23 protein-coding genes are annotated in these 22,422 nt (G+C 65.1%); 13 read left to right on the top strand and 10 right to left on the bottom strand.

What is annotated here, in order from left to right; all coding sequences use genetic code 11:
• Positions 1-48 precede the first annotated feature (48 nt).
• The 4 genes from BM046_RS00900 to BM046_RS00885 form a co-directional block, all read right to left on the bottom strand.
• The gene (locus BM046_RS00900) at positions 49-759 is read right to left on the bottom strand and encodes an ABC transporter ATP-binding protein (protein WP_090536068.1); all 711 of its coding nucleotides are present in this window, start codon (positions 757-759) and stop codon (positions 49-51) included.
• Positions 752-1,981: an ABC transporter permease gene (locus tag BM046_RS00895; protein WP_090536066.1), complete on the bottom strand. Its 1,230-nt coding sequence runs from the start codon at positions 1,979-1,981 to the stop codon at positions 752-754. Before BM046_RS00895 ends, BM046_RS00900 begins: the two co-directional genes overlap by 8 nt.
• Positions 1,978-3,156: an efflux RND transporter periplasmic adaptor subunit gene (locus BM046_RS00890; protein ID WP_090536064.1), complete on the bottom strand. Its 1,179-nt coding sequence runs from the start codon at positions 3,154-3,156 to the stop codon at positions 1,978-1,980. Before BM046_RS00890 ends, BM046_RS00895 begins: the two co-directional genes overlap by 4 nt.
• 69 nt (positions 3,157-3,225) lie before the next feature.
• Positions 3,226-3,663 (bottom strand): VOC family protein, encoded by a 438-nt coding sequence (locus BM046_RS00885; protein WP_218149982.1) that lies wholly within the window; start codon positions 3,661-3,663, stop codon positions 3,226-3,228.
• Positions 3,664-3,812: 149 nt separating this feature from the next.
• Between BM046_RS00885 and BM046_RS00880 the strand changes: the two genes are divergently transcribed.
• Positions 3,813-4,400, top strand: a complete 588-nt coding sequence (locus BM046_RS00880) for a DUF488 domain-containing protein (RefSeq protein ID WP_090536060.1) — start codon at positions 3,813-3,815, stop codon at positions 4,398-4,400.
• A gap of 13 nt (positions 4,401-4,413) precedes the next feature.
• On the opposite strand, the gene BM046_RS00875 is transcribed toward BM046_RS00880, so the two are convergent.
• Positions 4,414-5,388: an AraC family transcriptional regulator gene (locus tag BM046_RS00875; protein ID WP_090536059.1), complete on the bottom strand. Its 975-nt coding sequence runs from the start codon at positions 5,386-5,388 to the stop codon at positions 4,414-4,416.
• A 94-nt stretch (positions 5,389-5,482) separates the two neighbouring features.
• Between BM046_RS00875 and BM046_RS00870 the strand changes: the two genes are divergently transcribed.
• Genes BM046_RS00870 through BM046_RS00855 form a run of 4 tightly spaced genes read left to right on the top strand, consistent with a single transcriptional unit; the run spans position 5,483 to position 9,409 of the window.
• Positions 5,483-6,811 carry a flavin-containing monooxygenase gene (locus BM046_RS00870; RefSeq protein WP_090536057.1) on the top strand — a complete coding sequence of 443 codons (1,329 nt, stop codon included), beginning with the start codon at positions 5,483-5,485 and terminating at the stop codon, positions 6,809-6,811.
• The gene (locus tag BM046_RS00865; protein ID WP_090536055.1) at positions 6,808-7,749 is read left to right on the top strand and encodes a bile acid:sodium symporter family protein; all 942 of its coding nucleotides are present in this window, start codon (positions 6,808-6,810) and stop codon (positions 7,747-7,749) included. Before BM046_RS00870 ends, BM046_RS00865 begins: the two co-directional genes overlap by 4 nt.
• On the top strand, positions 7,746-8,678 hold the full coding sequence (locus tag BM046_RS00860) for an SDR family oxidoreductase (protein WP_090536053.1): 933 nt from the start codon (positions 7,746-7,748) through the stop codon (positions 8,676-8,678). Before BM046_RS00865 ends, BM046_RS00860 begins: the two co-directional genes overlap by 4 nt.
• Complete coding sequence (locus BM046_RS00855; protein ID WP_177197773.1) at positions 8,678-9,409, top strand: sulfite exporter TauE/SafE family protein; 732 nt, start codon at positions 8,678-8,680, stop codon at positions 9,407-9,409. Before BM046_RS00860 ends, BM046_RS00855 begins: the two co-directional genes overlap by 1 nt.
• A gap of 3 nt (positions 9,410-9,412) precedes the next feature.
• Here BM046_RS00855 and BM046_RS00850 read toward each other — a convergent pair whose 3' ends face one another.
• Positions 9,413-10,042, bottom strand: a complete 630-nt coding sequence (locus tag BM046_RS00850; RefSeq protein ID WP_090536049.1) for a TetR/AcrR family transcriptional regulator — start codon at positions 10,040-10,042, stop codon at positions 9,413-9,415.
• Between the two features lie 72 nt (positions 10,043-10,114).
• On the opposite strand from BM046_RS00850, the gene BM046_RS00845 reads away from it, so the two are divergent.
• Positions 10,115-11,221, top strand: a complete 1,107-nt coding sequence (locus BM046_RS00845; protein WP_090536849.1) for a DUF2855 family protein — start codon at positions 10,115-10,117, stop codon at positions 11,219-11,221.
• Between the two features lie 2 nt (positions 11,222-11,223).
• Here BM046_RS00845 and BM046_RS00840 read toward each other — a convergent pair whose 3' ends face one another.
• The 3 genes from BM046_RS00840 to BM046_RS00830 form a co-directional block, all read right to left on the bottom strand.
• Complete coding sequence (locus BM046_RS00840; protein WP_090536047.1) at positions 11,224-11,967, bottom strand: pseudouridine synthase; 744 nt, start codon at positions 11,965-11,967, stop codon at positions 11,224-11,226.
• A gap of 39 nt (positions 11,968-12,006) precedes the next feature.
• Positions 12,007-12,324, bottom strand: coding sequence for a quaternary ammonium compound efflux SMR transporter SugE (gene sugE, locus BM046_RS00835; protein WP_090536044.1), 318 nt, complete (start codon positions 12,322-12,324; stop codon positions 12,007-12,009).
• 111 nt (positions 12,325-12,435) lie between these two features.
• Positions 12,436-12,834 carry a GFA family protein gene (locus BM046_RS00830; RefSeq protein ID WP_090536042.1) on the bottom strand — a complete coding sequence of 133 codons (399 nt, stop codon included), beginning with the start codon at positions 12,832-12,834 and terminating at the stop codon, positions 12,436-12,438.
• 169 nt (positions 12,835-13,003) lie between these two features.
• On the opposite strand from BM046_RS00830, the gene BM046_RS00825 reads away from it, so the two are divergent.
• The 7 genes from BM046_RS00825 (at position 13,004) to BM046_RS00800 (ending at position 19,937) form a co-directional block, all read left to right on the top strand.
• Positions 13,004-14,224 (top strand): EAL and HDOD domain-containing protein, encoded by a 1,221-nt coding sequence (locus BM046_RS00825; RefSeq protein ID WP_090536040.1) that lies wholly within the window; start codon positions 13,004-13,006, stop codon positions 14,222-14,224.
• Between the two features lie 32 nt (positions 14,225-14,256).
• Positions 14,257-15,183, top strand: a complete 927-nt coding sequence (locus BM046_RS00820; protein WP_090536039.1) for a 5'-nucleotidase — start codon at positions 14,257-14,259, stop codon at positions 15,181-15,183.
• Between the two features lie 131 nt (positions 15,184-15,314).
• The gene (locus BM046_RS16190) at positions 15,315-15,485 is read left to right on the top strand and encodes a hypothetical protein (protein WP_177197757.1); all 171 of its coding nucleotides are present in this window, start codon (positions 15,315-15,317) and stop codon (positions 15,483-15,485) included.
• A gap of 201 nt (positions 15,486-15,686) precedes the next feature.
• A complete protein-coding gene (locus BM046_RS00815) occupies positions 15,687-17,813 on the top strand; it encodes a TonB-dependent siderophore receptor (protein ID WP_090536037.1) in 2,127 nt (708 codons plus the stop codon).
• Complete coding sequence (locus BM046_RS00810; protein WP_090536036.1) at positions 17,813-18,124, top strand: DUF3649 domain-containing protein; 312 nt, start codon at positions 17,813-17,815, stop codon at positions 18,122-18,124. The genes BM046_RS00815 and BM046_RS00810 overlap by 1 nt, the downstream gene beginning before the upstream one ends.
• Positions 18,121-19,650 (top strand): PepSY-associated TM helix domain-containing protein, encoded by a 1,530-nt coding sequence (locus tag BM046_RS00805; protein ID WP_090536034.1) that lies wholly within the window; start codon positions 18,121-18,123, stop codon positions 19,648-19,650. Before BM046_RS00810 ends, BM046_RS00805 begins: the two co-directional genes overlap by 4 nt.
• Positions 19,647-19,937 (top strand): DUF3325 domain-containing protein, encoded by a 291-nt coding sequence (locus BM046_RS00800; protein WP_177197756.1) that lies wholly within the window; start codon positions 19,647-19,649, stop codon positions 19,935-19,937. Before BM046_RS00805 ends, BM046_RS00800 begins: the two co-directional genes overlap by 4 nt.
• A 149-nt stretch (positions 19,938-20,086) precedes the next feature.
• On the opposite strand, the gene BM046_RS00795 is transcribed toward BM046_RS00800, so the two are convergent.
• Positions 20,087-22,165 (bottom strand): TonB-dependent receptor domain-containing protein, encoded by a 2,079-nt coding sequence (locus BM046_RS00795; RefSeq protein ID WP_235818533.1) that lies wholly within the window; start codon positions 22,163-22,165, stop codon positions 20,087-20,089.
• Positions 22,166-22,422: the final 257 nt, after the last annotated feature.

The raw sequence follows: 22,422 nt of genomic DNA, 5'->3' as shown, positions 1-22,422 counted from the left end.
GAAGGGCGCATAATATGAATTGTTATATTATAACAATCAACCTGTTTTTCACGGAGGCATGGGAATGCTCGCCCCGTCGCTGACAATGCGGCCGTCTACCAGCTCTATGGTGCGCGGGCAGCTGGCCGCCAGTCGGGGGTCGTGGGTCACCACCAGGATGGAGCAGCCGAACTGCTCGTTGATGCGGCGGAACAGGTCGAACACGCTGGCGGCGGTACGACTGTCCAGGTTGCCGGTGGGCTCGTCAGCCAGCAGCAGCGGCGGTCGGGTCACCAGTGCCCGGGCGATGGCCACCCGCTGCTGCTGGCCACCGGAGATCTCGGTGGGCCTCTTGTCGGCAAGGCGCTCCAGCCCCACCTCTTGCAACAGGCTGCGGGCCAGCTCCACGGCCTCGGCCGACGGCCGCCCGCTGCGGATGATCAGTGGCATCAGTACGTTTTCCAGCACGCTGAAGGCGGAAATCAGATGGTGGAACTGGAACACGAAGCCCAGCGACTCGTTGCGCATCCGGGTACGGGTGGCATCGTCGCTGCTGCGGGTCGGCCGCCCCTGCAGGTAGAGTTCTCCGGCGGTGGGCACATCCAGCAGGCCGATCAGATTGAGCAGGGTACTCTTGCCCGACCCGGATGGGCCGATCAGCGCGGTCAGCTCGCCGCGCCCCAGCCGCAGGTTGATGTCCTGCAGCACCCTGGCCTCCAGCGCCGTACCCTGGTTGAAGGTCTTGCCGATGCCTTCCAGGCGCAGGACTTCATCAGACATAACGGATCGCCACCGCCGGATCATAGTGGGCGGCACGGCGGGCCGGCACCGCCGCTGCCAGCACGCCGGCCAGGCAGGCGATCAGCATGGCCGCCGGTATCAGCCCCGGCTCGACCGTCACCTGGAACAGCCCCGGACCGAAGATGTTGAACACCTGCACCAGCAGCCAGCCCACGGCGCCGCCGATTCCCGAACCGAGCAGACCGAGCAGGCCGCCCTGCAGCAGGAATACCCGCAGGATCTGCCCGCGGGGGCTGCCCATGGCGCGCAGGATGCCGATCTCCCGGGTGCGCTGCACCACACTGACCGCCAGCACGCTGGCGATGCCGAAGGCCACCGAGATACCGACAAACAGGCGGATCATCTGTGTGGTCATGCTCTGGGAGCGCAGTGCGTTGAGCAGCTGGCCGTTGGTTTCCATCCAGCTCTCGCCCCTGAGGCCGGTCAGACGCTCGATACGCCGGGCCAGCTCATCGGCGGCGAAGATCTCGTCCACCCGGGTATCGATTACGGTCACGCCGCCGGGCAGCGCCAGCAGGGTCTGGGCCTGCTTGAGATCCAGGTAGACGTAACGGGCATCCAGCTCGCGCACACCCAGCTCGAAGATGCCGGCCACATCCACCACCGCCTCGCGGCCCTCGCCGCCGTCCAACCGCAGCTTGTCGCCGGTATTGAGCCCCAGGTCCCGGGCCAGCTCGCTGCCGATCACCGCGTGCCCTGCCCCGACCCGGAAGCGGCCGGCGAGCAGATCCTCGCTGATGGGGATGATGCGCTCATAGCGCAGCGGATCCATGCCGATCAATGCCACCGAGGCCCGTGCCACGCCGCTCAGGGCCAGCGCCGGCCCACTGACCACCGGTGACACGGCGGTCAGCCGCGGGTGCTGGTCGAGCAGGGTCACCACATCCTGCCAGTTGCTGATCGAGCGCAGCCGCTGGGCCCGCGGACTCTCGCGCAGCAGCGACAGGGTGCCGGCGGGCAACGGCGCCAGACGGTTGAATTCGTCCAGCGGCAGCACCCGGATATGCGCCTGGGTGCCCAGGGTGCGGTCCACCACGTTGCTCTGCAGACCGGTAATGATGGCGGTGATGAAGACGATGACCGCCGAGCCGACGGTGATGCCGAACAGGATCAGCAGGGTCTGCATGCGGTTGTCCAGCAGAAAGCGCAGCGCGATCAGCCACTCGGTCCAGGCACTGGACAGCAGCGGGCGAATGCTCATTCCCGCCGATCCTCGCGCAGCGGATCGATGCGTGCCCGCACCCGACGCCCCTCGGCCTGCTCATCGGTCAGCAGCACATCCCCGGCGCCCACCCCCTCCACCACCTCGGTCAGCCCGGTGCCCCGCAGCCCCAGGCGCACCGGCACCCGCTCGGCCAGCCGTCCGCCGGCCAGGCGCAGCACTTCGGCACTGTCACCCCGACGGTTGAACAGGGCATCATTGGGAATGACCAGGGCCTGATCCCGGCTGGCGGTGCGGATATCCACCGACACCGTCATGCCCTGGCGCAGAAAGTCCGCCGACTCCAGCAACTCCAGATGCACATCTATGGTGCCCCTGTTGGTATCCACCGCCGGGGCGATGAAGCTGACGCGGCCTTCCAGTACCTCGTTCGGGTAGGCATCGGCAATGATCAGCGCCGGCTGCCCGACCGCCACCGGGCCCAGCTCCTTCTCATCCAGCGGCACCAGGATCTCCCGGCTGTCAGCCCGGGCGATCTGCAGCAGGGCCTTGCCCGGCTGTACCACATCCCCCGGCTCCACCGCGCGCACCTGTACCACGCCATCGAAGCGGGCGCGGATAAGGGTACGCTCCAGCGCAGCACGGGCGGCGGCCAGACGCTGCTGCAACAGTTGCTCGTCACTGCCGCCGGGGGCGGCCGCCGCCGCAGCGGCCTGGGCCCGCTGCAATGCCGAGCGGGCACTGATCTCGGCCTGCCGGGCCTGCTCGCCCTGTTCGGCCGGCAGCAGTTGCCGCGCCACCAGCGCTTCCCGACGCTCGCGCTCACGGCTGGCCTGGGCCAGATTGGTCTGCGCCTCGCGCAGGGCGGCCTCGGTCTGCGGGCGCTGGGACTGGACCAGCTGCCGCAACGCCGCTTCCGCCTCGCGCAGCCGTGCCTGCTGCTCCTCGTCGTGCAGCTCGATCAGCAGATCCCCGGCCCGTACCGCATCGCCTTCGCGCACGTGTCGCGCCTTGACCACCCCGGTGATCTCGCTGCCGACCTGGGCCAGCGACTGGCTGTCGACCTCGCCGCTGGCCACTACCCGCTGCACCAGCGGACGCTGCTCCAGCTGATAGGCAGGAATCTCCGGCCCCTGCCACTGGCGCCAGGCAAACCACAGCAGCAACAGCACGAGCGCGAGCAGGATGGGTAACCAACGGCGAGTTCGGGGCACGGGACAGGTCCTTGCGGCAACAGGATTACCGGCTAGTTTACCGCTGCGGTCGACTCTTTGCCGCCCGGCTCAGGCTCCCTGCTGAAGGTCGAAGGAGATCTGTACCGAAGGCGCACTGCGCCGGGCGGGGCCGTGATAGACCACCTCGATATTGTTGCCGTCGGGATCCAGCACGAAAGCGGCGTAATAGTCCGGATGATAGGGCCGCAGTCCCGGTGCGCCGTTGTCCCGCCCCCCGGCGGCCAGCGCCGCCTGGTAAACCGCCTCCACGGTCTCCCGGTCCGGCGCCTGGAAGGCCAGATGATGACGCCCTGTGGGCTCGCCGAGTGCCGCCGGCGAGTCCAGCGCCGAGAGCACCAGCTCATCGATCCAGACAAAGCCCTCGCCACGCCCGCCGACCGGTATGCCCAGCCCGGCGGCGACAGCGGTATAGAAGCGTTCAGCGGCGGGCAGATCGCGCACCACCAGTTGCACATGATCCAGCAGTCTGCCGCGATGCAGTTCCATGGTTTCCACAGCTCACCTCCGGTCCGGGGTTGACGATCCCTCCAGCCTAGTCCCGGGACTGGTGGCCTGCCAGCCGATTGCCGACACAACCTTCCGCGCCTTTGCCGGTCACAGAAGACAGGTACCCACGTCCTGAGGAGGCAGGTGACATGGCCCAGCCGCAGACCATCTGGACCCTGGGCCATTCGACCCGCTCGATCGAGGACTTCATCGCCCTGCTGCGCCATTACCGAATCGAGGTCCTGGCGGACGTGCGGCGCTTTCCGGGTTCCCGCCGCCTGCCGCAGTTCGGCCAGCAGGCGCTGCGAGACAGCCTGCAGGCGGCGGGCATCCATTACCAGCTGCTGACGGAACTCGGCGGCCGGCGCCGCCCCTCAGCCGACTCGCCCAACACGGCCTGGCGCAATACCTCCTTCCGCGGCTACGCCGACCATGTGGCCAGTGCCGAATTCGCCCGGGGCCTGGCCCGCCTGCAGGAACTGGCTGCGCGGCACCGTACCGCGATGATGTGCGCCGAGGTGCTCTGGTGGCGCTGCCACCGCTCGATCATTTCCGATGTACTGATGACGGCGGGAGTGCAGGTGCTGCACATCCAGGACGAACAGCACTGCGAGGAACATCCCTATACCCGCCCTGCCCGCCTGTATCATGGCGAGCTGACCTACGAGGCCGGCCGCGGCGAGCCGCTCAATGCCAGGGAGCGGGAACAGCAGGTTCAGCAGCAACTGGATCTGTGAAACGGACAGGCTTTCAGCGCCGGGTTTCCCGATAGCGCGCAGGCGTGACGCCCTGCCAGCGGCGGAACGCCCGGGTAAAGGCATTCTCATCGGAAAAACCCAGTTGCTCGGCGATCTGCGACAGGCGCAGGTCGCTACCCAGCAGCTGGCAGGCCATGGACTGCAATACGCTGTCGCGCAGCGCCTTGAAGGTCAGCCCGTCCTCGGCCAGCCGCCGGTGCAGGTGCCGGCCGCTGAGCTGCAGCTGTTCGGCAATGCGCTCCTTGCCCCAGCGCGGATGGGCGCGTATCAGCTGTTCCACCTCGGCCGCCATGCTCTGGCGACCCAGCTCGGCGAGCATCTGATCGGCCAGCTGGCGCAGGTGGTCGCGCAGCACGCTGTTGGCCTGGATCTGCGGCAGCGCCAGCTGCTCGGGGGTGATGCCCAGCTGATAATGCTCGGCCTGAAAATGCACCGGGCAGCCGGTCAGCTCCGCATAACGTTCCGGCGCCGCCAGCGGCCGGTGGCGCAGCCAGATGCCCGCCGGCTGGAAGCGTCCGCCGGTGGCCCAGCCGGTCAGGTTGAGCAGGCTGCCCATGGCCGCCTCGGCCCGTTCCGCCTGGCGCACCTGGAAACGCGGGCGATACTCGACGAACACCAGATCCGTTTCACGGCGCAGGCGGAATTCACCGCCATCGCTGATCACCGGGGTGTACTCCATGAGTTCCTCCAGCGCTTCGCCCAGGGTGTCACAGGTCACCAGCAGCATGCCGAGACTGTCCAGATGCCCGACCTGGATCTGCAGGCCCAGCTGCAGCCCCACCAGGGGATCACCACTGGCCTCGCACAACGCCTCCCAGAGTTCGTCCTGCCAGTGGATGGGCACCCGCTGCAGGCCCTCCATGCGGGCACGCAGCGCCTCCGGCAGGGCAATGCCGGCCCGTTCGGCCAGTTGCAGCATGGCCTGGCTGTACCTGGGAGTGACTGTCTGTTCGCTGATATCGTGCATGGCCCGTATTGCCGGTTCCCTGTCCCGTTTGGTGGGATACGTACTGATTCCCGTGCCGTAGACTCGGCATCATAACAATAAGGAGTCAGCATACATGTATGCCATCATCGGCGCCGGACCCATGGGTCTGGCCAGCGCACGCAATCTGCAGAAGCTTGGAATCCCCTTCATCGGTTTCGAACAGCACAGTGATGTCGGCGGCCTGTGGGACATAGACAACCCGCACAGCACCATGTACGACAGCGCTCACCTGATCTCGTCCAAGCGCATGACCGAATTTGCCGAGTTCCCCATGGACGACAGCGTGGCGCCCTACCCGCACCACAGCGAGATGCGCCGCTACTTCCACGACTACGCCTCGCACTTCCAGCTCCGACGCCATTACGAGTTCAACACCCGGGTCATCGAGCTGACGCCGGACGGGGACGGCTGGATGTTGCTCAGCGAGCGCGATGGTGTACAGCAAAGGCGCCGATTCGATGGCGTGCTGATCGCCAACGGCACCCTGCACAAGCCGAACATCCCCGGTCTGCCGGGGCAGTTCAGCGGCGAACTGATGCATTCGGCGGATTACCGCAGCCCCGAGGTATTCAAGGGCAAGCGGGTGTTGCTGGTCGGCTGCGGCAACTCCGGGGCGGACATCGCCGTGGACGCCGTACACCACGCCGCCAGCGTGGATATCAGCCTGCGCCGGGGCTACTACTTCCTGCCCAAGTTCGTCCGGGGCCGGCCCATCGACACCCTCGGCGGCAAGCGCCGTCTGCCGCGCCCGCTCAAGCAGCGCATCGATGCGGCCATGATCCGCATGATCCTCGGCAAGCCCTCGGACTACGGTCTGCCTGACCCCGATTACCGCATGTACGAGTCCCACCCCGTGGTCAACTCGCTGATCCTCCACCATCTGGGGCATGGCGACATCACCCCGCGTCGGGATATCGCCGCCATCGACGGGCACCGGGTGAGGTTTGCCGACGGCGCCAGCGCCGAGTACGACCTCATACTCCAGGCCACCGGTTACCAGCTGGACTACCCCTTCATCGAGCGCCGCCACCTGAACTGGCCCGAAAGTGAAGACGCACCCCAGCTGTACATGAACATCTTCCACCCGCAGTACGACAACCTGTTCATGATGGGCATGATCGAGGCGACCGGTCTGGGCTGGGAGGGCCGCAACCAGCAGGCCCGTCTGGTGGCGCTCTACCTGCACCACCGACAGGCCGGCAGCCAGGCGGTGGCGGCGCTGGATCAGGCCCGGCAGAACCGGGCCGGTGAACGGCTGGACGGCGGCTATCGCTACATCAAGCTGGCGCGCATGGCCTACTACGTGAACAAGGAGGTCTATCTGGCCGCCCTGCACCGGCATATCGCGGAGCTGGAGCAGGCGCTGCCCGCGGCCCCCGCCGATCTGGTGGTGAGCCAATGAACGGCGCACCGGCGCTGGATTTCGATCCGGCCAGCATGCTGCTGCTGAACATCATCATGGCCTGCATGATGTTCGGCGTGTCCCTGTCCCTGCGCCTGGAGGACTTCCGCCGTATCGCCCGGGCCCCGGTCACACCGGTGGTCGGGCTGATTGCCCAGTTCCTGCTGCTGCCCGCCGCCACCTGCCTGGTCACCTGGTGGCTGCGCATCGACGCCGAGCTGGCCCTGGGCATGATCCTGGTAGCCGCCTGCCCCGGCGGCAGCTTCTCCAACGTCATGACCTGGCTGGCCCGGGGCAACCTGGCAGTGTCGGTGAGCATGACCGCGGTCTCCAGTCTGGCCGCCACCATCATGACGCCGCTGAATTTTGCCCTGTACGGCTGGCTCAACCCCCATACCCGCGCCTATCTCACCGAGATCAGCCTGGAGCCGGGCAGCGTGCTCTGGCTGGTGCTGCTGGTGCTGGCGCTGCCCATGGCGGTGGGCATGATCACAGGTCGCCGCTTTCCCGGTCTGGTCGAGCGCAGCGAGAAACCCCTGCGGGTGATATCCCTGCTGGTCTTCCTCGGCTTTGTGGCAATTGCCTTCAGCCGCAACGTCGATCTCTTCCTCGCGCGGTTCCACAGCTTCTTCTGGCTGGTGGTCGGCCACAACCTGCTGGCACTGCTGCTGGGCTACGGCATGGCCCGTCTGTGCCGCCTGGCTGAGAGCGACCGCCGCGCGGTGACCCTGGAGGTCGGCATCCAGAATTCCGGACTGGGCCTGGTCATTCTTTTCACCTTCTTCCCCAATGCCGGCGGCATGCTGCTGATCACCGCCTTCTGGGGCGTATGGCATCTGGTCAGCGGCCTGACCCTGTCCCAGTACTGGGCACGCCGGCCACTGCCCGCCGATGATCCCGCCCTGGCGCCCGCCACCATCAAGGAGCAACTGCCATGACACCGCGCATCCTGATTACCGGCGCCGCCGGCTATCTCGGACATCAACTGGGTAACCGTCTGGCCACGGATCTGCATGTTGTCGGGACCGATATCCGGGCACGGGATGATCTGGACTTCCCGGTACACCAGCTGGATATCCGCGACCCGGCGCTGGCCGAGCTGCTGCAGGAGCAGCAGATCACCCACGTAGTGCACCTGGCCTCGGTACTCCAGGCCTCCGCCGACCGCCATCGGGACTTCGACATCGACGTCAACGGCACCCGCAACGTACTGGAATGCTGCCTGCGCGCCGGGGTAAGGCACCTGACGGTGACCAGCTCCGGCGCGGCCTACGGCTACCATGCGGACAACCCGGAGTGGATCGACGAGCAGGACCCGCTGCGCGGCAATCCCGAGTTCGCCTACTCCGACCACAAGCGGCAGATCGAGGAAATGCTGGCAAGTTATCGCCAGGGCCATCCGCAGTTGCAGCAGCTGATCTTCCGGCCCGGCACCATACTCGGCGCCGACACCCGCAACCAGATCACCGAGCTGTTCATGGCGCCGCGGCTGCTCGCCCTGCGCGGCAGCGATTCGCCCTTCGTGTTCATCTGGGATCAGGACGTGATCGCCGCCATGGAGATGGGGCTGCGCCAGAGCCGCACCGGCATCTACAACATGGCCGGCGACGGCGCCCTGAGCATGCGCGAGATTGCCGCGCGGCTGAACAAGCCGGTGCGCACCCTGCCGGTATGGCTGGTACGCCTGGGCCTGCAACTGGCCCAGTGGCGCGGCCGGCCCACCAGCCCGGCGCAGGTCAGGTTCCTGCAGTACCGCCCGGTACTCAGCAACCGGCGTTTGAAGGAGGAGTTCGGCTTTGTGCCGAGCAAGACCTCCGCCGAGACCCTGGACTATTTCGCCCAGTGCAGTGGAGCCCGCCGCCCGTGATGGATCCCTGGCTGTGGATAGGCCTGTTCGTCCTGCTCTCCTATACGGTGGAGGCCGTGACCGGCTTCGGCAGTCTGGTCATCGCCCTGGCCCTGGGTGCGCTGCTGTTGCCGGTCGCCGAGTTGCTGCCGGTACTGGTGCCGCTGAACGTGCTGATGAGTGGATCGCTGGTGCTGCGCCATCGTCGCCAGCTGCACGGTGCCCTGCTGCTGCGGGTGATATTGCCGCTGATGCTGCTCGGCACACTGGCAGGATTCGCCCTGCAGCAATGGCTGGCGGACGATCTGCTCAAGGGACTGCTGGGAATACTGATGCTGTGGTTCGCCGGCCGTGAACTCTGGCGTCTGCGCCGCGGCAGACCGGCGCGGCCGCACCCGCCGTGGCTGAACCGACTGCTGACCCTGGGTGCGGGCCTGACCCACGGCCTGTTCGCCTCGGGCGGTCCGCTGCTGGTCTATGCCCTGGCCGGTACCCAGCTGGACAAGCGGCGGCTGCGTGCCACCCTGCTCTGCGTCTGGTTTTCCCTCAATGCCTGCCTGAGTCTGATGCTGCTGATGCAGGGCAAGCTGGTTCCGGCCCTGCCCCGGCTACCCTGGTTCATTCCGCTGCTGGTGCTGGGCATGCTGGTCGGTGAATACCTGCATCACAGGGTCAATGAGCAGCGCTTCCGCCAACTGGTCTATGGCCTGCTGCTGGTAACCGGGACCATCCTGACGCTGCAGTCGCTGTAGGGCTCAGTCGATCGCCCGCAGCCTGGCCAGGCACAGCTGCTCCACCTCCGCAGCCCACTGCTGCATCCGGGGCTGGTCAAGGCGCAGTTGCATGGCATAGCGGCGGCCACCCCAGATCGCCAGATGCAGAGCCTCGATCAGGGCCTCATCCGGTCGCCGGGGCAGGTCGCTGCAGGCATCGAATACCCGTCGCCACATGGCCAGGAACTCGCTCCAGGCCCGCTGCTGATGCTTCTGCTCGGCAATCCGCGGCTCCAGCGCCAGCATGTCGGGATGAAACCAGGACACCGACTGGCAGCCACTGAGCAGTTGCACCAGCCGGCGCATGCGCTCTTCCCAGCTCAGTTGTGCCGGCGCCACCACCTGTTGATCCACGGCCTCGATCAGGGTCTCCATGCAGTGGCGTACATAGGCCGAATGCAGCGCCTCCTTGCTGGGGAAGTAGTCGTACAGGGTGCCGATGGCGACCCCGGCTTCGAGCGCCACCGCGCGGGTGGTCAGCCCCTCCCAGCCGTCACGCTGCCAAATCCGAACATAGGCATCGAAAATCGCCTGCACGGTGAACCTTGCCCGGGCCTGAGTGGGGCGTTTGAGCGGTTTGCTGCGGGTTACCGAAGGGGTCTTGCTGCTCATGGTTATCCGAACCCGGCCAGCGTTCGGCTGGCGTACCCTGTCGATGGAATGAATTTGATCAAGGAGCCCATCATGACCCAGATCCAGAGTCTGCAGACGGACAAGCGCGATCTCGCACGTACCCGCATCGTTACCCAAACCCAGGGCGATCTGCAACCCGGCCAGGCACTGCTGAAGATCAGCCGGCTGGCACTGACCACCAACAACATCACCTATGCCGCCTTCGGCGACACCCCGCACCTGCGCTACTGGAACTATTTCCCCACCGACGAGGCGGGCTGGGGCCACATGCCGGCCTGGGGTTTTGCCGAAATCGTCGAAACCACCGTCGAGGGTCTGGAAGTCGGCGAGCGCTTCTATGGCTACTGGCCGATCGCGACCCATCTGGTCGTCGAGCCCGTGCGCGTCACCGAGCGCGGCTTCTATGACGGCGCAGCACACCGCCTGGACCTGGTCTCGGCCTACAACCAGTACCAGCGCAACAGAACCGACGCCGCCTACCGTCCCGAAAACGAAGATTACCAGATGCTGCTGCGGCCGCTGTTCATCACCTCCTTCATGCTGGCTGACTACCTGGAAGACAACGGCTTCTTCGGCGCCAAGCGCATCGTTGTTTCCAGCGCATCCAGCAAGACGGCCTTCGGTACCGTGTTCTGCCTGGAAGGCCGTGACGATGTCGAGCTGATCGGTCTGACCTCGGGCAGCAACAAGGCCTATGTCGAGAGCCTTGGTTGCTACCACAAGGCCGTCACCTACGATGAGCTGGAATCCCTGGATCCCTCGGTACCCACCCTGTACGTGGATTTCTCCGGCAACGGCGAACTGCGCCAGCGCATCCACAACCACTTCAAGGGCACCCTGGTGCATGACTGCTACGCCGGCTCGGCGCACAGCCAGGACCACATCAGTGATCAGAACCTGGACCTGGCCGGCCCGCAGCCCCAGGCCTACTTCGCCCCCAACCAGATCCGCAAGCGCAACGCCGACTGGGGTCCGGCGGAGGTCACCCGCCGCTTCAATGCCGCACAGCTGAGCTTCATCGACCGGGTGCGCAACCCAGCTGCGCCCTGGCTCGAGCTGCAGGTCCATCAGGGTCTGGAAAGTGGCCCGGCACTGGTGGATACGCTGGTCAACGGTCGCATCAACCCCAGCGACGGGCATGTACTGATTCTCGACTGAGATCAGTCCGGCAGGGACGCCGGCAGCCCGCCGTCGAAGATCTCCAGCACCTGCTGGAAACTCGGCTCCGGCGGGCAGTGCAGCTTCATCGGCTGGCCGGTCGCCGGATGGGCGAAGGCCAGTCCGGTGGCTGCCAGCATCAGCCGGCTGTAGCCGAAACGTTCGGCAAAGTAGTGGTTGTGCCGGGTCCGGCCGTAGTTGGTGTCGCCGATGATAGGATGACTGATGTGCTGCATGTGCCGACGCAGCTGATGCTTGCGCCCGGTCTCCGGGTGCAGCGACATCAGGCTGTAGCGGCTCTGCGGATAACCCTCCACCGCCACCGGAATCTCGGTGATTGCCAGTCGTTCGAAGCGGGTGATGGCTTCGCGCACCGGCTGGGGCTCACCCCTGCAGCGCCGGTCCACCGCATGTTCCCGCAGCGGATGATCAATCACCCCCTGCTCCGCCGCCCAGCCCCGCACCAGCGCCAGATAGCTCTTCTGCACCTGCCCGGCCATCAGCGCCTTGCCAAAAGCACTGGCGGTGTTCGGGTCCCGGGCAAACAGCAGCAGGCCCGAGGTCGGGCGATCCAGTCGGTGGCAGGGATAGACGTGGGCGCCGCCGTTGAGCTGGCGTGCGTACTGCAGGGCGAATTCGGTTTCGTGACGGTCGATGGGGCTGCGGTGCACCAGCAGACCGGCCGGCTTGTGCACCGCCAGCAGCCAGTCGTCGCGATAGAGTTCGATCAGTGGATTGTCTGCCATGCCCGGCGCCCCGCTTAGAAGGCGCCGAGCATAGCATGATCAGCCGCTGGCCAGTTTCAGGCCGACGATTCCGGCGCCGATCAGCAGCAGACTGATCAGCCGCAGCGGGCTGGCGGGATCATCGAACAGCAGGATGCCCAGCACTACCGTGCCCATGGCGCCGATGCCGACCCAGACTGCGTAGGCGGTGCCCACCGGCAGGGTCTTCATGGCGATACCCAGCAGCCAGACGCTGATCAGCATGGACAGACCGGTGGCGACCGATGGCCACAGACGGGTAAAGCCCTCGGTGTATTTGAGGCCGATGGCCCAGCCGATTTCAAACAGACCTGCGACCACAAGAATGGCCCAATTCATGTTACCTCCGAATGGGGCCGTCCCCTCGCGAATGACGAGGCGGGGTCGTCCCCGCCTCCTGAGTGAAGCCGGAGTATATCAACCCCGCCGGCCGGGTCCAGTCAGTGAGGTTCAGCCGAATTCGCGGTGCTGTGGCAGGTCATCAGTGATCTCGTACCAGGGCGCCTTGCTGTCGACGAACACGTGCTTCTGCGGGCGCACTCCGGGATCGCTGTCCAGGGTTCCCAGGGGGAAGCCGTACACCTCGGGACGGGCATCGAAACGGGTGTACAGGCTGGACCCGCACACCGAGCAGAAGGCCTTGTGCTCCCCCGGGGATGATTCATAGAAACGGATCAGCTCCTGCCCCTGCAGCAGTTGCCAGTCCGCCGAGCGAATCCGGCCACAGGTGCGGAAGGCGGCGGCATGCAACTTGCGGCACATGGAACAGTGACAGTGGTAGACATCGGAAACCGGGCCGTGGATACGGTAGCGCACGCCCCGGCACAGGCAGCTCCCCTCAAGAGTCATGGCATCTTCCTCCCCGTTCGGACTTCAGCTCAGCATAGCTCCGGGGCAGGTACGGGGCGAATCGCCGGCAATTCCCCCATCGGTTACAAGGTCTATACCCTGCACCACTTGTGTGAATTTCGACTAACGTCCACCATAACGCATACACATAATTGCACAGAGCTTCCGTGTGTCTGAATCAGTCCGCCCCCCGACCCATTACTGCATCGCTCTGCAGCCCATCTGCGACGCGAAAATGCAGCATCGAGCCGACGAGATGCTGTATCGCGCCGCGCCGGACAGCCTGCATGCGCAGATCGACTGCGGGCTGACCGCCACGGTGCGGGCCTGTTCCACCGCCTTCTACGAAATCGGTCTGCGGGCTCTGGTCGGTGACCGCCTGCTGTTCTTCAACGCGCCCCGCGAGTGGCTGCTGGAGCCAGACCTGCTGCCGCCCTCCAGCGACCAGCTGGTGATCGAGGTACTGGAGTCAGTCACCGTGGATGATCAGCTGCTGCGCAGGCTGGAGCACCTGCGCGAGCAGGGTTATCGGCTGGCCCTGGATGACTTCGTCCTGACCGAACAGACCCGGCCGTTGCTGGAGCTGGCGGATATCATCAAGGTTGACATGCTCCAGCCCCAGGACCCGGCCAGTCTGGACATCTACAGACAGCACGGGGTGCAGCTGCTGGCGGAGAAGGTGGAGGACATGGCGACCTTCGAACGCTGCCGGGCCGCCGGATTCGATCTGTTCCAGGGGTACTTCTATGCCCGTCCCGAGATCCAGGGGTTGTCCTGCCGCCGCCGCGAGAGCAACCAGGCGGCGCAGATTCAGCTGCTCAATCATCTGTACCGGGACAATCCGGACTTCCGCCAGCTCGAATCCCTGCTGGTGCAGGACCCGGAGCTCTGCGTCACCCTGCTCAGGCAGGTCAACTCTGCCGCCTACCATCGCCCCCACCCGGTTTCCAGCATCCGTCGGGCCATCACCACCCTCGGTCTGCAACGCCTGAAGCGGCTGATCCTTACCCTGTTGCTGGCACGCAACGGCCCGGCCAGCCTGCTGATGCTGCCGCAGCTGCTGACCCGTGCCGCCATGTGCGAGCGCCTTGCCCTGCACTTCGGCACGGCGCCGCCGGATGAAGCCTTCACCGTGGGCACCTTCTCGCTCATCCACACCCTGCTGGGCCGGCCGCGTGACGCCTTGCTCGACAGCCTGGCGCTGGATGCCCGCATCAAGCACGCGATCCGCACCGGCGAGGGGGAGCTGGGCCGTCTGCTGCGCCTGGTGCAGGCCCACGAAAGCGCCCGTCTGGACCAGGCTTCCGAAGAGCTGATCGACCTGCTCAACGACAGTTACCTCCATGCCCGCAGCTGGGCCACGGAGCAGCTGTATAATGTTTCGCGCTGATAGCCACACAACGTTGCCAGGGAACGCCGGCCATGTCCTACCCCATTGAACAGAAACTCGTGATCGCCGTCGCCTCCAGCGCCCTGTTCGATCTCAGCGAGTCCGACCGGGTGTTCCGGGAACGGGGCGAGAAGGTCTACCGCGACTACCAGCAGCAGCACCTGAACGATCCGCTGGACAAGGGCGTCGCCTTTCCCTTCGTGCGGCGCTTTCTCAGCATCAACCAGCGGTTTGCCGCCGAGAGCCCGGTGGAGGTGGTGCTGCTGTCGCGCAACTCCGCCATCACCGGCAAGCGGGTATTCAACTCCATCGCCCACCACGGGCTGAACATCACCCGCGCCGCCTTCCTCGAGGGCAAGTCGCCCTACGCCTACATTCCGGCGTTCAACGCTTCACTGTTTCTCAGCGCCAACGAGGCGGACGTGCTGCAGGCGATCGATTACGGCTACCCCGCCGGGACCGTGCTGCCCAGCCATGTGGTGGATGACCCCGAGGATGCCGAACTGCGCATCGCCTTCGATTTCGATGGGGTGATCGCCGATGACGCCTCGGAACGGGTCTACAAGCAGGGTTCACTGGCGGACTTCGTCGCCCATGAAACCTCCCGTTCGCACATACCCCATACGCCCGGCCCGCTGGCCGATCTGTTCCGCAAGCTGTCACACCTGCAGCGCCTGGAAGACCGGGCGATGGAGACCGACCCCGATTACCGGCGCGTGCTGCGCACCGCCATAGTCACCGCGCGCAACGCCCCCTCCCACGAGCGGGTCATCACCACCCTGGAACACTGGGGCGTCAATGCCAACGAGGTGTTCTTCCTCGGCGGCATGAAGAAGGACCGCATCCTCAGCATCCTCAAGCCGCACATGTTCTTCGACGACCAGCGCAGCCATCTCGAATCCGAGGCCGGTGATCTGCCGATGGTGCATATCCCCTTCGGCGTGGCCAACCTGCTCTGACGCGACCGATCATCGCTCTGGCCAGCATCTAGTTCATTTGAACGAGGCCAGCCCGCGAACAGCTGACTATCTTCAGGAGAACCCGAACACCGGCACGGCGCCTATAACAACCTGACAAAAAGGGGCCACGCATGAAAACATCCAGATGGCCATTCCTGCCCACCCTGGCCGCGGGCCTGCTGATCCTCCTGATGACGGCAGTGGAAATCAATCACGGCACCTCAGCCGGTAAAACCCAATGCGCCGGCAACGGCGGGTTCTGTAATGTGCCGGCGGTATCCTTCAACCGTCTGGTCCCCTGACCTTTTCTGATCAGTTGCCCGACCTCACCGCAATTCATCCCGTCACCGTCCTCCACTGAACACTCCCGTATTCAGGGCTGAGGCTCTCCCCCAGCCCTGTTCTTGATAGCGGCCTGTAATTGTTTGACGAACAGCACAGACAATTGTTGCTATCAAGAAGCATTATCATTAGCATTCCGCAAAACAAAAGGATTGCTGAATATGTCAAAACAACTTCCCCCTGCTTCACGCTGCCCTCGTTTTGCCCTCGGTGCCGGTCTGCTCGCCGCCGGTTGTCTTGGCCTTCCGGCCGCGGCCCAGTCGCCCATCGACCTGCCGGATGAGGTGGTCATAGGCACCGAGATGGAAACCGCCACCGGCCCGGTCAAGGGCTATACGGCGACCCGATCAGCCACTGCGACCAAGACCGATACGGCCATTACCGAGACGCCGCGCTCGATCAGCGTGGTGACCGCCCAGCGCATGGAGGATCAGGGCGTCCAGACCGTTCAGGACGCTCTGCGCTATGTGTCCGGTGTCCGCAGCGAGGCCTACGGCCTGGACGCCCGGGTCGACTCCGCACTGGTGCGCGGCAGCTCCCCGACCACCTTCCTCGATGGTCTGCAGCAATCCTTCGGCTACTACACCAATACCCGCAGCGACCCCTTCACCCTGGAGCGCATCGAGGTGCTCAAGGGGCCGGCCTCCATGCTCTATGGGCAGAGCCCGGTAGCCGGCGTGGTGAACATGGTCAGCAAGCGCCCCCGGGCCGAGCAGGCTACCGAGCTGCAGCTGCAGTACGGCACCTGGAACCGCAAGCAGGTCGCCATCGATACCACCGGGCCCCTGACCCGCGACGGCAACTGGCTGTATCGCGTGGTCGCCGTGGCCCGGGACAGTGGCACCCAGGTGGCTCACGTGGATGACGACCGACTGGTGCTGATGCCCTCGATCACCTGGCAGCCCAGCGACGACCTGGAGTGGACCCTGCTGGCCAATATCCAGCGCGACGACAGCGGCTCGACCTCCCAGTTTCTGCCCCATCGGGGCACCCTGCTGAGCGCGCCCCTGGGGCGCTTCGATACCGATCTGTTCGTGAGCGAGCCGGGATTCGATGAATACGACAGCGAGCAGCTGGCACTGACCTCCATGCTCAGCTGGCGGCTGAACAACGTCTGGACCCTGCGCCAGAACCTGCGTTATCAGGAGAGTGAGGTCAGCTACCAGCAGATCTACGGCTGGCCGGCGACTCTGGCGGCGGACAACCGTACGCTGGAGCGCATCTACTACGTTTCCAAACCCGAAGTGGATGTCTGGACGGCCGATCAGAACGCCACTGCCCTGTTCGATACCGGGCCGCTGCAACACACCCTGTTGCTGGGCACCGACTACCAGCATGCGGTGACCAATCGACGTCAGGCCGGCGGCATGGCAACCCCGCTGGATGTCTACAACCCGGTGTACGGCACCTTCGATCCCTCGATCATCAGCCTCACCGAAGACCCGGAGCAGACCGTAGCGCAGCGCGGCCTGTACCTGCAGGACCAGATCCGCTACCGCAACTGGCTGGCCACCTTGGGCCTGCGCAAGGACTGGGCCGACAACCGCACCGAGGGCGGCCTCCGGCAGAAGGATGATGAGGTGACCGGCCATGTCGGCCTCAGCTACCTGCTGGACAACGGCCTGGCGCCCTATATCAGCTACAGCGAGTCCTTCCAGCCGGTGATCGGGCTCAACCCGGTCACCAACCAGCCGTACATTCCGCTGGAGGGCAAGCAGTGGGAGCTGGGCATCAAGTATCAACCGCCGGGCAGCCGCAGCCTCTATACCGCCGCAGTGTTCGACCTGCGTGAACAGAACCGTCGCATGCCCGACCCGGACAACCCGATCAATACCCTGCAGGCCGGCGAGACCCGCTCCCGTGGCCTGGAGCTGGAAGCGCTGGCCTCGGTCACCGACAACTGGGACCTGATCGGCAACTACACCTACACCGATACCGAGGTGCTGGAGGGATCGGAGGCCGAGCAGGGTCACCGTCTGGCCAGCGTACCGGAGCACATGGCCTCGCTGTGGAGCCAGCATCGCTTTGCCCTGTTCGGCATCCCCGGCTTCACCGCCGGCGCCGGGGTTCGCTATGTCGGCGCCAGCTGGGATGGCATGGATGAGCTGAAGACCCCGTCGACCACCCTGTTCGACGCCATGGTCGGCTACAACCGCAACAACTGGGGCCTGGCGCTCAATGCCACCAACCTGGAGGATGAGCGCTACTACACCACCTGTCTGGCCAGGGGTGACTGCTTCCTCGGCAGCCGCCGGACCCTGGTCGGCACTCTGAGCTACCAGTTCTGATGGCGGCGCAACACTGGCGGCGCCTGGCCGCCTCGCCCCTCGCCGAGCTGATCAGCCGCGGCCTCGCCGCGCTGGTCGCCGGGTATCTGCTGGCCTTCGGCGCTACCGCCTTTCTCAGCGTCTACCTGCCGCTGCCGCGACCGGACCGGGTGGTTGTCGCCAGCCTGCTGTGCTTTGCGGTCTGGGTCGGTGCCGCCGTCTACAGCTTTGCCGCACGCCGGCCACTGCGTGTCTGGGTGGTGCTTGTGGCGCTGGCTGGCGCACTCTGCCTGGCCGCCTGGCTGCCCACCGACTGGAGAATGCGCCCATGAAGCTGCGTCAGAGCATGACCACCCTGCACACCTGGGGCGGACTGTTGCCGAGCTGGCTGTTGTTCGTGGTGATCTTCACCGGGACCCTGGCCTGCTTCGACAAGGAACTGGAGCACTGGATGCGCCCTGCCCTGCATGGTTCATCCGGCCCCGCCAGCGCCAGTGCACAGCAGATCAGCGACTGGCTGGCGGACAACGTCAGCGCGCCGCTGCACGCCTACTGGATACACCCGCCAACCGAGCGCACGCCCTTCTGGCAACTGGGATGGGAGGAGGACGGCAGCGGGCAGCGCGGCCGCGCCGTGTTCGATCCGGTCACCGGCGCGGCCCTGCCGGAAACCCTGGGCGGTGACTTCTTCTTCACCCTGCATTACAACCTGCACGCCGGGCAGATCGGCATGTACATCGTCGGCCTGGCCGGCGTCTTCATGCTCGCGGCCCTGGTCTCGGGCGTCATCATTCACCGGCGCATCTTCAAGGACTTCTTCACCCTGCGGCCCCGCGCCCAGGGGCAGCGGGCCTGGCTGGATGCGCACAACCTGTTCGGAGTGGTCGGCCTGCCCTTTCATCTGGTGCTGGCCTATACCGGCGTCGCGATCTTCGTCGCCGCCTACATGCCGGCCGGCGGCATGGTCGCCTACAACAGCGATCCGCTGGCCTTCTACCACGAGGTTCAGGGCGGCTATCACCGCAACGAACTGGACCGGCCGGCCGGCACCCCTGTGCCACTGGACCAGCTGGTTACCGCCGCGCAGCAGCAGTGGCAGAGCACCGATACCGGCTGGATCATTGTCGAGCACCCGGCGGATGCCTCGTCGGTGGTCAGCATCCGCCGCCGCGACCCGTCGCGCATCGGCTCGCCCCAGGACACCCTGAGCTACGACGCCTTCACCGGTGAGCTGCTGCACCAGCAGCAGACGCCCCCCGCCTACCGCGGCTATATCTGGATGGTGGGGCTGCACATGGCCCAGTTCGGCGGCTCCCTGATCCGGCTGTTGTACGGCGTGCTCGGTCTGGCCGGCTGCATGATGCTGGTGGCGGGCAACACCGTCTGGCTGCGCAAGCGCGCCGCACGGCAGACACCCGGACTACACCTGGTGCAGGCCCTCAATACCGCCGTGTTCTTCGGGTTGCCGGTGGCGTCCCTGGTTCTGCTCTGGGCCAACCGCCTGATTCCCGCAGAGCTCGAACACCGCGCCAGTGTCGAGGCCTGGAGTTTCGTGCTGGCCTGGCTCGCGGTCACCCTCGCCACCCTTGTCAGCTCCCGTCAGCCACTGGCCAGAGCCAGAGCACTGCTGGGCGTGATGGCGGCCCTGGCCCTGGGCCTGCCCCTGGTGAATTTCCTCACTGCTCCCTACAGCCACCTGCTGGCCACCTTTGGCACTGCGCCCGAACTGGCACTGGTCGATCTGACCCTGCTTATCTGCGGTGTATTGCTGGCCGTGGCCATGGCGAGATACCGGCCGCGCCAGCCTGTGCCGGCGGCCCGAAAGACAGAATGCGGGGAATCGGAGGTAACCGTATGAGCATACTGGCGTTTGTCACGGCGGTGGCGGCCATGCTGTGTTTGAGCCTGGCCATGGCCCGGCACCACCGCGACCTTTTCGGTCGTCCACCCGGCCGCCCGCGTCAGCTGCTGTATCGCCTGCTGGGTATTCTCGGCACGGCGCTGTGCCTGCTGCTGAATCTGCGTGACGGCGGCGGTGAGATCGGTATGGTCACGGCAATGGGTCAGTTGATGGGCGCCGGCATCCTGGTCGGTCTGCTGCTGGCCCGCGTCGCCACCGCAGGTATGAACAACTCCAGGCGTTGATGGCTGGCAGGAGGTGAAGAGGGGTCTCCTGGCCCGCCCTCCACCTCCGCTGGCTGCGCCAGGTCCCGTACCATCAGCCATCCGGTTGCTGACACAGCGCCTGCGGCATAGGCTGCCGCAGGGTCTGATGACCCTGGGCATGCTCCCCATCAGAAATCGATGGTCAGACCGGTGGTCAGACGGCGACCATCAAGCACCACTTCGTAATCGCCATCGGTGACTTCCTTGTCGGCAAGGTTGTACAGACCGGCGGTGACCTTGACGTTGTCGGTCAGGGTGTACATCAGACCCACATCGATGAAACCGTAACCCGGAGTACCGCTTTCGATGGCTGTGCGGCCCTGGTAGTCGGAGGTGCGGCTGCGGTAGTTGAACTGGCTCCACAGGTTCAGCCGGTCGTTGGCATCCCAGTCCAGCAGCGCGTTGAACATGTGCCTGGGCTGCTTGTTCAGGGGCTCGCCCTTGAACTCGCCGCTCTTCTGCTCGGACTCGGTGTAGGTGTAGCTGCTGGTCAGGCGCAGGCTGGAAGTGAAGTCGTAGCCCAGGGTCATTTCCACACCCTGCATCTGCGCCTCATCCACGTTCATGCCGGTCTGCAGGAAATAGAAACGGTTGCCGCCGAATTCGCACTGGTAGTTGGCGGTATCGTCGCGGTCCACACCGGGGCTTTCACAGAAGCGGTCTGACTGGATCTTGTCCTCGAACCGGGTATGGAATGCCATAAGACTGAAATCCAGCCCCTGGGCCGGGTCGCTGTAGGCGAAACCGACTTCATAGTTGGTGCTGGTTTCCGGATCCAGATCCGCATTACCCAGGCTCAGGGCGCGGGGCAGCGAACCGGGCGGGGTACCGTTCTGCGAACCGCCGCCACCCGTACGACCACCAAAGCCTTCGGTGGCCTGAGTCAGAGTCGGCTGTTTGTACCCGGTGGAAACGCCTCCCTTGAGGGTAAGGCTGGGGGTCAGCTGGTAGACACTGTAGACCCGCGGCGACAGCTGCCCACCGAAGAACTCGTCGTCGTTGTAGCGCAGGCCGGTGGTCACTGACAGGTCATCGGTCAATGCCCAGTCGATTTCGGTAAACACCGCGCCGATCCAGCGATCGGCTTTCTTCACACCGCCTGGAATGCCGTCATTGAACAGCACGTTCTGGCCGTTGACGAACTCTTCCTGCTTGTATTGACCGCCGAAGGTGACGGCGTGGGGGCCCCAGAAATAGGTACCCATGGTGTTCAGGGTGTCGACCGTCTCCTTCATGGTCAGCTCCTGCACCCGTTCTGACTCGTCATGCTGCAGGTAGCTGTTGAGCATCAGCGCGCCATAGCGGCCGTCATGGGCCAGGGTCCAGATTTCCTTGTCGAAGCGACTACTGGTTGTCACGCCCTCAGTGCTGACGCCCTGGGTGTGGGTCGCCTTCTGTGTGGAATTGCGATAACTCAGGGAGATACGGTCATTGTCGGTGGGGGTCAGATAGAGCTCGGCCCCGCCGTTCTTGCGCCGGGTCTCCGGCCGACTGGCACCGGCGTTGAAGGACTCGCCGCCGAGGAATTCGCTCTCATCGATGCCGGTATAGGCACCGTTGAGTTGCAGGCCCAGCAGGCCGGGAATCAGGGCGCCACCGACGAAGAGTTCGCTGTGATGACCATCCTCGCTGACGTCATTCAGGGAATGGGTGTACTCGGTCCGCAGGGAGCCGTGCCACTCGTCCGAGCCGCGACGGGTGATGATGTTGATCACCCCGCCCATGGCATCAGAACCGTACAGGGAGGACATAGGCCCACGGATCACCTCGATGCGCTCGATCATCGCCAGGGGAGGCAGGCCGATCTCCTGCTTGCCGCCGCTGGTTCCATTGGTCTGCACCTGACGGCCCGCGGAAATCGGACGTCCATCCACCAGCACCAGAGTGTAGTCGCTGGTCATGCCGCGAATACTGATGTCGCGGTTGTTGCCGCCGCCGGTAACAAAGACGCCCGGGATGTTCTTCACTGCGTCGATCACGCTGGTGTAGGACTGCTTTTCCAGTTCCTCCCGGGAGATCACCGAAATGCTGGCCGGCGCTTCAGCGATGTTCTGCTCGAATCCTGCTGCGGATACCACCACCTTCCCCAGATCCAATGCCTCTTCCGCGTGCGCCGCGCCCGCCAGAGTGGCGAGTGTGACCGCAAGCAGGGTGGGGTTGAAAACAGGTTGTGAACATGAATCGAACTGACGCATACGCCGTGCCATGCAACTCTCCCGATAAGCCTATCCAGCATTGATCTGGTTGTTAGTGTGATACCGCAGGATGCGCCGGAAGCAGGCCCCGGCAGACAGGCGCAAATGATATACACTCTCATTCGCAAACAAAAGGCATTCGTAGCAGAAAGCGGAAATATCTGTTAACGGATCCGGATTGGCCGTTCTGAAGGGAGAAAAGCGGCGGAAACAGCAGGGCAGAAAAAACCGGTGCGCCGCAAGGGCGCACCGCAAAGGAGGACTGCTAT

This window comes from Halopseudomonas formosensis, assembly GCF_900115905.1.
GTDB classification, from domain to species: Bacteria; Pseudomonadota; Gammaproteobacteria; order Pseudomonadales; family Pseudomonadaceae; genus Halopseudomonas; species Halopseudomonas formosensis.
This window is presented reverse-complemented; position numbering and strand designations above follow the sequence as displayed.